The sequence below is a fragment of the Streptomyces sp. NPDC058469 genome (assembly GCF_042721125.1).
Lineage (GTDB): Bacteria > Actinomycetota > Actinomycetes > Streptomycetales > Streptomycetaceae > Streptomyces.
Genome location: NZ_JBHXME010000112.1, coordinates 26,265 through 36,533, shown reverse-complemented (window position 1 = coordinate 36,533; position 10,269 = coordinate 26,265). Strand labels below are relative to the sequence as shown.

General features: G+C 70.8%; 9 protein-coding genes. 7 read left to right on the top strand and 2 right to left on the bottom strand.

All coding sequences use genetic code 11. From position 1 onward, the window contains the following. Positions 1-163: 163 nt before the first annotated feature. On the bottom strand, positions 164-577 hold the full coding sequence (locus ACFWP5_RS35790) for a pyridoxamine 5'-phosphate oxidase family protein (protein ID WP_384166413.1): 414 nt from the start codon (positions 575-577) through the stop codon (positions 164-166). A gap of 177 nt (positions 578-754) precedes the next feature. Between ACFWP5_RS35790 and clpB the strand changes: the two genes are divergently transcribed. Further along, entirely contained in the window at positions 755-3,352 is a 2,598-nt protein-coding gene (gene clpB, locus ACFWP5_RS35785) for an ATP-dependent chaperone ClpB (RefSeq protein ID WP_384166410.1), read from the top strand. Between the two features lie 125 nt (positions 3,353-3,477). Continuing rightward, complete coding sequence (locus ACFWP5_RS35780; protein WP_384166407.1) at positions 3,478-4,011, top strand: YbjN domain-containing protein; 534 nt, start codon at positions 3,478-3,480, stop codon at positions 4,009-4,011. An 81-nt stretch (positions 4,012-4,092) separates the two neighbouring features. Here ACFWP5_RS35780 and ACFWP5_RS35775 read toward each other — a convergent pair whose 3' ends face one another. Then, the gene (locus ACFWP5_RS35775; protein WP_384166404.1) at positions 4,093-5,298 is read right to left on the bottom strand and encodes a pyridoxal phosphate-dependent aminotransferase; all 1,206 of its coding nucleotides are present in this window, start codon (positions 5,296-5,298) and stop codon (positions 4,093-4,095) included. 129 nt (positions 5,299-5,427) lie between these two features. On the opposite strand from ACFWP5_RS35775, the gene ACFWP5_RS35770 reads away from it, so the two are divergent. The 5 genes from ACFWP5_RS35770 (at position 5,428) to ACFWP5_RS35750 (ending at position 10,234) form a co-directional block, all read left to right on the top strand. Continuing rightward, positions 5,428-5,736: a hypothetical protein gene (locus ACFWP5_RS35770; protein WP_384166401.1), complete on the top strand. Its 309-nt coding sequence runs from the start codon at positions 5,428-5,430 to the stop codon at positions 5,734-5,736. A gap of 443 nt (positions 5,737-6,179) precedes the next feature. Next, on the top strand, positions 6,180-6,716 hold the full coding sequence (locus ACFWP5_RS35765; RefSeq protein ID WP_384166398.1) for a DUF2617 family protein: 537 nt from the start codon (positions 6,180-6,182) through the stop codon (positions 6,714-6,716). Between the two features lie 134 nt (positions 6,717-6,850). Further along, positions 6,851-8,446 (top strand): polyamine aminopropyltransferase, encoded by a 1,596-nt coding sequence (locus ACFWP5_RS35760; RefSeq protein ID WP_384166395.1) that lies wholly within the window; start codon positions 6,851-6,853, stop codon positions 8,444-8,446. A 118-nt stretch (positions 8,447-8,564) separates the two neighbouring features. Continuing rightward, positions 8,565-9,401 carry an SRPBCC family protein gene (locus tag ACFWP5_RS35755; protein ID WP_384166392.1) on the top strand — a complete coding sequence of 279 codons (837 nt, stop codon included), beginning with the start codon at positions 8,565-8,567 and terminating at the stop codon, positions 9,399-9,401. A 44-nt stretch (positions 9,402-9,445) separates the two neighbouring features. Next, positions 9,446-10,234 carry an aldose 1-epimerase gene (locus ACFWP5_RS35750; RefSeq protein ID WP_384166389.1) on the top strand — a complete coding sequence of 263 codons (789 nt, stop codon included), beginning with the start codon at positions 9,446-9,448 and terminating at the stop codon, positions 10,232-10,234. The last annotated feature ends 35 nt before the right edge of the window (positions 10,235-10,269 follow it).

Sequence of the window (10,269 nt, the reverse complement as noted above, 5' to 3'; positions counted from 1 at the left end):
TCCGTACCAGATCGCTCTGGTGCTTCCCCCCGCTGCGGCGTCACCGTGACCTGAACACGGTGACGCCGCTGCAGTTTGTGCGGAATGTTCGGGTATGAGCCCCGCCTCAGTGGCCGGAAATGATCGCATCGCGGCCCCGCGTCCCTGCCGCTCGGCCCTGCGCTCACCCCTTCCCCATCGCCCGCGTCAGCTCGATCTCGATCACCACCCGGGACGGGTTCGGCGACGGCGTCCGCTCGTAGCGCTCCGCGTACCGGCGCTCCGCCTCCGCGACCCGGTCGCGTTCGACGCGAACGAAGGCCCGGCCCTCCAGCGTCGCCCAGCGCCGCCCGTCCACCTGGCACACGGCGACCCGTGCCCCCTGGGGGCCGGCGGCCAGGACGTTGACCACCTTCGTGCTCGACTTGTTCGCGATGACCCGAGCCAGGCGCGCCTCCGGGTCGTATGTCACTCCGACAGGGACGACGTGCGGGCTGCCGTCGGGGCGGAGGGTGGTGAGGGTGCACAGGTGCCGTTCCCGCCAGAAGCTGAGATACGACGCGTCGGGATCGCCCGGGTCGACCGGGTATATGGCCATGGCCCGGAACTTAGTCCCTCGAAGGCCCCCTCCGCCGCCTTGAGTGGAATAGACTCAACTTTGTGTACGTTGGGTGAGTCAGGCCGTGGACGAGGGGCGAGGGTCGTACGCGAAGCTCGTCGTCGGGGCCGTACGCGAAGGTCGTAGAAGAAGGTCGTAGGAGGAGGAGCCTCGAACGTGGACGCCGAGCTGACCAACAGGAGCCGGGACGCGATCAACGCGGCCAGCAACCGTGCCGTGACCGGGGGGCACGCGGATCTGACCCCGGCGCATCTGCTGCTCTCGCTGCTGGAGGGGCAGGACAACGAGAACATCACCGACCTGCTGGCCGCGGTGGACGCCGATCAGGCGGCCGTGCGGGCCGGGGCGGAGCGGGTGCTCGGCTCGCTGCCCAGCGTGACCGGGTCGACCGTCGCGCCGCCGCAGCCCAGCCGCGAGCTGCTCGCGGTGATCGCGGACGCCGGCGAGCGCGCGAAGGAGCTCGGCGACGACTACCTCTCGACCGAGCACCTGCTGATCGGTATCGCCGCGAAGGGCGGCGCGGCCGGGGACGTACTCTCCCAGCAGGGGGCCGGCGCGAAGAAGCTGCTGGACGCGTTTCAGAAGAGCAGGGGAGGGCGCCGGGTGACCACACCCGACCCCGAGGGGCAGTACAAGGCGCTGGAGAAGTTCGGTACGGACTTCACGGCCGCCGCGCGCGAGGGCAAGCTCGACCCCGTCATCGGGCGGGACCAGGAGATCCGGCGGGTCGTCCAGGTGCTGTCCCGCCGCACGAAGAACAACCCCGTGCTGATCGGCGAGCCCGGCGTCGGCAAGACCGCCGTCGTCGAGGGGCTGGCGCAGCGGATCATCAAGGGGGATGTGCCGGAGTCCCTCAAGAACAAGCGGCTGGTCGCGCTGGACCTGGGCGCGATGGTCGCGGGGGCGAAGTACCGGGGCGAGTTCGAGGAGCGGCTCAAGACCGTCCTCGCCGAGATCAAGGGCTCCGACGGCCAGATCATCACCTTCATCGACGAGCTGCACACCGTCGTGGGCGCGGGCGCCGGGGGCGACTCCGCGATGGACGCCGGCAACATGCTGAAGCCGATGCTCGCCCGCGGCGAGCTGCGCATGGTCGGCGCGACGACCCTCGACGAGTACCGCGAGCGGATCGAGAAGGACCCGGCACTGGAGCGCCGTTTCCAGCAGGTGCTGGTGGCGGAGCCGAGCGTCGAGGACACGATCGCGATCCTGCGCGGACTCAAGGGCCGCTACGAGGCGCACCACAAGGTCGTCATCGCGGACAGCGCGCTGGTCGCCGCCGCGACCCTCTCCGACCGGTACATCACCTCCCGCTTCCTCCCCGACAAGGCGATCGACCTCGTCGACGAGGCGGCGTCCCGCCTCCGTATGGAGATCGACTCGTCCCCTGTCGAGATCGACGAACTCCAGCGCTCCGTCGACCGGTTGAAGATGGAGGAGCTGGCGCTCGACAAGGAGACGGACGCGGCTTCGATCGAGCGGCTGGAGAAGCTGCGCCGCGACCTCGCCGACCGCGAGGAGGAGCTGCGCGGTCTCAACGCCCGCTGGGAGAAGGAGAAGCAGTCCCTCAACCGGGTCGGCGAGCTGAAGGAGAAGCTCGACGAACTGCGCGGCCAGGCCGAACGCGCCCAGCGCGACGGCGACTTCGACACCGCGTCCAAGCTGCTCTACGGCGAGATCCCTTCCCTGGAGCGGGACTTGGAGGAGGCCTCCGAGGCCGAGGAGGAAGCTTCCAAGGACACGATGGTGAAAGAGGAGGTCGGCCCCGACGACATCGCGGACGTCGTCGGCTCCTGGACGGGCATCCCCGCAGGGCGCCTGCTGGAGGGCGAGACGCAGAAACTCCTGCGCATGGAGGAGGAGTTGGGCCGCCGCCTCATCGGCCAGCAGGAGGCCGTACAGGCGGTCTCCGACGCCGTACGGCGCACCCGCGCGGGCATCGCCGACCCCGACCGCCCCACCGGCTCCTTCCTCTTCCTGGGCCCCACAGGCGTGGGCAAGACCGAACTGGCAAAGGCGCTCGCGGACTTCCTCTTCGACGACGAGCGGGCGATGGTCCGCATCGACATGTCGGAGTACGGCGAGAAGCACAGCGTGGCCCGGCTGGTCGGTGCCCCGCCCGGATACGTCGGCTACGAGGAGGGCGGCCAGCTCACGGAGGCGGTGCGCAGGCGGCCGTACTCGGTGATCCTGCTGGACGAGGTCGAGAAGGCGCACCCGGAGGTCTTCGACGTGCTGCTCCAGGTGCTGGACGACGGGCGGTTGACGGACGGTCAGGGCCGCACGGTCGACTTCCGCAACACCATCCTGGTTCTCACCTCGAACCTGGGCAGCAACTTCCTGATCGACCAGACCACGGGGGAGGACAAGAAGAAGGATCAGGTCCTCCAGGTGGTCCGGGCGTCCTTCAAGCCGGAGTTCCTCAACCGCCTGGACGACATGGTGGTCTTCTCCGCCCTGAACCGCGAAGAGCTCGGCCGCATCGCAGCCCTCCAGATCGGCCGCCTCGCCAAGCGTCTCGCGGAACGCCGCCTCACCCTGGAGATCAGCGACGAGGCCCTGACCTGGCTCGCGGACAACGGCAACGATCCGGCGTACGGCGCGCGACCGCTGCGGCGGCTCGTGCAGACGGCGATCGGGGACCGGCTGGCCAAGGAGATCCTGGCGGGCGAGGTCAAGGACGGCGACACGGTCCGGGTGGACGCCTTCGGGGAGGGGCTCATCGTGGGGCCGGCGACCGGCAAGACGCTGTAGGTGGCACCGTGGGGCCCTGGGCCGACCGGATCAGGTCAGCCCAGGGCGGACAGTCCCGGCAGGGGTTGCCACCCCCCTCCCCGGATGGGGGAGGATGGCGGAATCCGTACGAAGGGAAATACACGGTGAGCATCGACCCGTCCTCGATTCCGAACTTCGGGGGCCAGCCCGAGCCGAACCCCCAAGGACCGGCGGGCCCCGTCGTCCCGGATCAGGACCTCGTGAAGCAGCTCCTCGACCAGATGGAGCTGAAGTATGTCGTCGACGACGAGGGTGACCTCGCGGCGCCGTGGGAGCAGTTCCGTACGTATTTCATGTTCCGCGGCGAGGACGATCAGCTCGTCTTCTCGGTGCGGACGTTCTACGACCGTCCCCACGAGATCGACTCCAAGCCGCAGCTGCTGGAGTCCATCGACGACTGGAACCGCCGCACCCTGTGGCCCAAGGTCTACAGCCACACCCATGACGACGGCACCGTCCGTCTCATCGGTGAGGCGCAGATGCTGATCGGCACCGGCGTCGACCTGAACCACTTCGTGTCCTCGACGGTCAGCTGGGTGCGCGCCGCGATCGAGTTCGACCGCTGGCTCGTCGAGCAGCTCGGCCTCACCGAGGAAGTCGACGAGGCCGCCGAGAAGCCCGAGGACGACGAGGAGTAGTCCTCCTCGGTCCCGCACGACCTGTACGAACGTACCGGCGCCCGTCCACAGCCTGTGGACGGGCGCCGCTCGTCGTGCCGCTCAGCCGGCCAGCTTCTTCAGCCGTCCCACCGCTTCCTCCAGCACACCCACCCGCTTGCAGAACGCGAACCGCACGAAGGGCGCGCCCGCCTCCCGGTGGTCGTAGAAGACCGCGTTCGGGATGGCGACGACCCCGGCGAGTTCCGGCAGGGCGCGGCAGAAGGCGAAGCCGTCGCCGTTCTTGGACAGCTCCGCGCCCAGGGGGCGGATGTCGGTCGTGACGAAGTACGTGCCCGCCGGGCGGAAGACCTCGAAGCCCGCCTCCGTCAGGCCCGTCGCCAGGACGTCCCGCTTGGCCAGCATGTCCGCGCGGAAGGCGTCGAAGTACGAGTCCGGGAGCGCCAGCGCCTCCGCCACCGCGTACTGGAACGGGCCCGACGCCACATACGTCAGGAACTGCTTCGCCGACCGCACGGCGGTGACCAGCGGTGCCGCGGCGGTGACCCACCCGACCTTCCACCCCGTGAACGAGAACGTCTTGCCCGCCGAACCGATCGACACCGTCCGCTCCCGCATCCCCGGGAACGTCACCAGCGGAATGTGCTCGGCCTCGTCGAACACCAGGTGCTCGTACACCTCGTCCGTGATCACCAACAGATCGCGTTCTACGGCGAGTTCGGCGATGGCGGCGAGTTCCTCGCGGGTGAGGACGGTGCCTGTCGGGTTGTGCGGGGTGTTGATCAGGAGCAGGCGGGTGCGGTCGGTGACGGCGGCGCGCAGCTCGTCCAGGTCGAGGCGGAAGCTGCCCTCGTGCGGGCGCAGGGTGACCGGCACGCGCGTGCCGCCCGCCATCGCGATGCAGGCCGCGTAGGAGTCGTAGTACGGCTCCAGGGCGACGACCTCGTCGCCGGGTTCCACCAGGGCCAGCAGGGCCGCGGCGATGGCCTCCGTCGCGCCCGCCGTGACCAGGACCTCGGCGTCGGGGTCGTAGGACAGGCCGTAGCGGCGCTCCTGGTGGGCGGCGATCGCGGTGCGGAGTTCGGGGACGCCCGGGCCCGGCGGGTACTGGTTGCCGCGTCCGTCGCGCAGCGCGCGCACCGCCGCCTCGCGGATCTCCTCGGGGCCGTCCGTGTCGGGGAAACCCTGGCCGAGGTTGATCGACCCGGTCTTCAGGGCCAGGGCGGACATCTCGGCGAAGATCGTCGTTCCGAACTCGGCGAGCCGGCGGTTGAGGAGGGGGCGTGCGCTGGAGGTCATGCCCGTCATCCTGCGCCCAAGCTCTGGACTTCCTCAACTCTGCTTTGGCAGGTGAGACGGCCGGGCATCTCTGCTTCACGCACCACACGAGGCGCCCACGGGGGGCCGCTTCGGGGGAACTGGAAGGAGGGTGACGTCATGTTCTTCTTCGTCATCCTGGCGGTCGTCGCAGTCGCGTTCATCGGAGCGATCGTCCGCGCGGGGCGCAAGAGCAGGATCGGCAAGGGTTCGGGCCGTCGGGCCGGGGCGTACGGCGGAAGTGCCGCCGGTTCGAGCAGCTGGTGGGCCGGAGACGGGGGTTCGTCGTCCTCGGGCGGCGGCCACTCCGGCGGGCATCACGGGGGCCACCACTCCTGCGGCGGAGGGCACTCGTCCTGCGGCGGCGGCTCCTCGTGCGGCGGGGGGTCGTCCTGCGGAGGCGGGGGCGGCTGCGGCGGGGGCAACTGAGCCGGACGCGGTGACCGGTCGAGCCGGACGCGGTGACAGCTGACACGGGGCAGCCGACACCGCGAAAGGGATCGAATGAGCACCGTGAAAGGTGTCGAAAGGTATCGAAAGGGATCGCGTGGAGGGTCGTGGCGCCTGTCGGGAGACCGCTCCCGGCGGGCGCTCCGGCGCGCGCCTGACACTCATGGGCGTACGCCCTGGTTGAACAGTTGAGCTGTGCAGCCCCCTGAGGGATGGAAACCCCACGAAGTTGGGTAAAAACGCTGTGGTGGCGCCACCGCTCATGATTCCCTCTAACACACCAACGCAGCCCCAACGCAGTCCCTCGGGCGCCTGCAGACACCTTCTCCTGACTGGGCCGACCGGGCCGATGTCCCGGTGTCGGCCGGGGTGTGCCGGACCCCCACACCTCCCCTTTCTTTGCGTGCTAGCGGAGCCGATCCATGCTCACGACCCTGAAGACCTCTTACACCGATACGCGCGCGGCCGACCTCGCCTGGACCCTGGGGCGCGAGCCGCTTCCCGCCCTGGCCACACTCGACCTCGAACTCGCCGGTACGAAGCTCCAGTTGAGACTGCTCGGCGCGTCCCACCAGGTACTCCTCGACGAGGAGCGCGGCAGCTGTTCGGAGACGGTCGCGTGCATCCCGGGTTCCAGCACACCGCTGCCGCTCGGGGTCGCCAAGCGGGTCGGCGACTGGGAGTACGAGTTCGCGGCCCGGGTCGAGGTGCTGTCCCCGGGGCAGTTCGCGGGCCGCGCCCAGGAACTGCTGGCCCTCGTCGCCGACCATCCCAACGGCCTGGCCGGGGTCTTCCCCGGCAGCCCGCACGCCTTCACCGCGATGCTCGCCCAGCGGCACGAGGGCCAGGTGCACTGGCGCACCTGGCACGCCTATCCGCAGGACGGGCAGCTGGTGGCGACGCGGACGCGGGTGGGGGTGCGGGTGCCGGTGGGGCACGCGATGCCGTCTCCCGTATAGGACCGCACAAGCCTGTACGGGCTTGTGCAGTCTTGCCACGGGCCTGTGCGGCCGACACCAACCTCGGTCGCTGTAAACACATTCCACACGTGTGGGTGACGAAGCGTGCCCATCATGTGACGTAACGTCGCAGCGTGATCGAACCGCACGCGCCGGCCCGGCCGGGTACCCAGCCACCGTGGGCAGGCCCCGCGCGGCTGCCCGTACGGCCGGGCACGGGCCGGTTCCTGGTGCTCGCGGGCGTCTTCGTCTGCGCGGCCTGCGGACTCGTGTACGAACTCGAACTCGTCGCCCTCGCCTCGTACTTGATCGGCGACTCGGTCACCCAGGCGTCCGTCGTCCTGTCCGTCATGGTGTTCGCGATGGGTATCGGCTCGCTCGCGGCGAAACGGCTGCGCTGGCACGCGGCGGCCGGTTTCGGCGCGGTCGAGGCGGCCCTCGCGCTGATCGGCGGCTGCAGCGCGATGGCGTTGTACGCGGTCTTCGCCTGGACCGGGAACTGGGGCGGCCTGTGGGCACAGGGCCCGCGCTGTCTCCTGGTCGCCTTCTCCCTCGCGATCGGCCTGCTGATCGGCGCGGAGGTCCCGTTGCTGATGGAGCTGATCCAGCGCATCCGCCGCCAGGACGCGGGCGGCGCGGTGGCCGACCTGTTCGCGGCGGACTACGTGGGCGCACTGGTCGGCGGCCTGGCGTTCCCCTTCCTCCTCCTTCCCTTCCTGGGCCAGCTGACCGGCACCCTGCTCACCGGCACGGTCAACGTGGTCGCCGGCGGCTGTCTGGTCCTGGGCCTGTTCCGCCGCGACCTCTCCCGCCGGAGCCGCTGGCTCCTGGTGATCGCCAACCTCACGGTGCTCGTCCTGCTCGCCTCCGCCGCCGTACTGGTCGACGACTTCGAACGGGCCGCGCGGCACGCCGTCTACGGCAAGGACGTCCGCGTCGCGCTCCAGACCGACGTCCAGGAGGTCGTCCTCACCGGCGGCACCCACGGCCGCCCCCTCGACCTCTTCCTCGACGGCCGCCTCCGGGTCAGCGGACGCGACGAGCACCGCTACCACGAGGCCCTCGTCGCCCCCGCGATGAACGGCCCCCACGCGCGCGTGCTCGTCCTCGGCGGCGGCGACGGCCTCGCCGCCCGCGAGGTGCTGCGCCTCCGGGGCGTGCGCCGCGTCGACATCGTCGAACTCGACGCGGGCGTCGTCCGGTTGGCCCGCCACGACCCCGCCCTGTCCGCGCTCAACGACCACGTCTACGACGACCCGCGCGTCCACGTCACCACGGGCGACCCCTTCGACGAACTGCGCGCCGTCCGCCCGGGGTCGTACGACGTGGTGATCGCGGACCTCCCCGACCCCGGCATCACCGCCAGCACGAAGCTGTACTCCCAGGAGTTCTACGGCCTCGCCCGCCGCGCCCTGACCGCCCACGGCCGCCTGGCCGTGCACGCCGGCCCGGTCTCCTCCCGCCGCCACGTCTTCTGGACGGTGGTCTCCACGATCCGCGCGGCCGGGCTTCACCCCGTCCCGTACCGGGTCGGGGGCCGCGCCTCGGGTTTCGCGGCGGGGCCTGATCGGACGAGCGGTACGTCCCGGGCTCCGCGGGACTGGGGGTTCGTGCTGGCGGCGCGGGGGGCGGTGCCTGCGGAGCCGGGGCTGGAGAGCGAGGAACGGGCGGCGGAGCGGACGCGGGTACGGGGGTTGGCGGCTTCTACGTTGGTGCATCCCCGGTACTGATCTCACGCGGGGCGCTGTCCATCAGCCCCCGCCGACGTTCACACCACCACACCAACACACCAGCACTTAAGGGCAACGGCAGGTGTACCCCCGGTCAACCTAGGTAGGCTCCACAGGCATGGAGCATGAGGTGTACGTTCCGGTTCCCGCCGAGCGACTGTGGGCCGCACTCGCCGACCCCGTCCGGGTCGCCCGCGCCGTCCCAGGCCTCCAGCAGGACGCCGGCACCGAACCCGTCGCCGGGCGCCTGAAGGTCCGCGTCGGCAGCCACTCCATCACCTACCGGGGGGCTGTCCGCGTCTCCGCGCAGGACGACGGTACGTACGCCGTGGAGGGCGACGCGACCGAGGCCCGCGGCACCGGCTCCGTCAAACTCGCCCTCAGCCTGCGCGTCCGCGAGACGGACGGCGGCTGCACCCTCGTCTTCGACGGCACGGCGACGGCGGACGGCCGGATCACCGAACTGGCGCCGGACGCGGTGAGGTCGGCGACGACCAGGCTGCTGGACCGCTTCGCGGAGAACCTGGGAGCGGAGGTGGAGGAGCCGGACGTGGAGGAGCCGGACGTGGAGGAGCCGGAACAGCCCGAACCCACGGACCCCACCCCCGTGTTGGAGGCATTGGAAGTCGAAGAGCCCGACGACTTGGACGAGCCCGACGACATCGACGAGATCGGCGACACCGTGGCCGACATCGGCGGCCTGGCCGAACCCCACGTCTCCGAGACCTTCGCCGACACCCCCGAACCCCCCGCCGAAGCCGCCCACGCCCGCCGCACGATGATCGGCCGTAGCGCGGAGGAGGTCGACCACGCGCCGCCGCGCGGCCGTTACGCCCCGGTCCCCGCCCCGCAGACCGTCTCGGCGAACGCCACCCTCCGCTGGGCGGCCCCCGCCGCGGCACTGGTCCTGGCCTCGGCGATCGTGGTCAACAGGGTGCTGCGCAAACGCCGTTGAAGGGTCGCCGTCCGCCTTCCCGATCAGCCCAGTAGGGTCGTGCCGTGAGTAACGAAGAGATCACGCTGACCGCGGGCGACGCGGAAGTGACGGTGCAGCCGGGCAACGGCGGCCGTATCGGAGGGCTCCGCGTCGGCGGCACCGAACTCCTGCGCCAGGGCGAGCGGTTCGGGTGCTTCCCGATGGTCCCCTGGTGCGGCCGGATCCGCGACGGCCGCTTCCGCGACGGTACGACCGTCCGCCAGATGCCCCTCAGCTCCCCGCCGCACGCCATCCACGGCACCGTCCGCGACGGCGCCTGGCGCACCGCCCGCAGGAGCGCCGACGAGGCGGTCATCACGTACGACCTGGTCGAGCCGTGGCCCTTCCCGGGCCGGGTCACCCAGGTCGTCGCGCTGACCGGGGACGCCCTGACGCTCACCATGGCGGTGGAGGCGCACGGCGACTCGTTCCCGGCGCAGATCGGCTGGCACCCGTGGTTCCACCGCAACCTCGGCGGCGAGGACGTGACCGTCGACTTCAGCCCAGCCTGGCAGGAGGAGCGCGGCGACGACCACCTCCCCACCGGCAACCGTGTCGACCGTAAACCGGGCCCCTGGGACGACTGCTTCGGCATGCCGGACGGCGTCGACGTCACGCTGACCTGGCCGGGACAGCTGGAGCTGAAGGTGACCAGCCCCGAGGAATGGGTCGTCGTCTACGACGAGCAGGAGGCCGCCGTGTGCGTGGAACCGCAGACCGGGCCGCCCAACGGCCTGAACACCCTCCCCCGCCTGGTCACCCCGATCGAGCCGCTGGAAGCCACGATGACCTGGACCTGGACGCGCCTCTAGGGCCTGCCCGGCGGACCACGTCGACTGCGGCGAAC

Coding starts and splice junctions, on each gene's coding strand:
- ACFWP5_RS35765 (WP_384166398.1), top strand. CDS start 6,180: ATGCTCACGACCCTGAAGACCTCTTACACCGATACGCGCGCGGCCGAC.
- ACFWP5_RS35775 (WP_384166404.1), bottom strand. CDS start 5,298: ATGACGGGCATGACCTCCAGCGCACGCCCCCTCCTCAACCGCCGGCTC.
- ACFWP5_RS35790 (WP_384166413.1), bottom strand. CDS start 577: ATGGCCATATACCCGGTCGACCCGGGCGATCCCGACGCGTCGTATCTC.
- ACFWP5_RS35755 (WP_384166392.1), top strand. CDS start 8,565: ATGGAGCATGAGGTGTACGTTCCGGTTCCCGCCGAGCGACTGTGGGCC.
- ACFWP5_RS35770 (WP_384166401.1), top strand. CDS start 5,428: ATGTTCTTCTTCGTCATCCTGGCGGTCGTCGCAGTCGCGTTCATCGGA.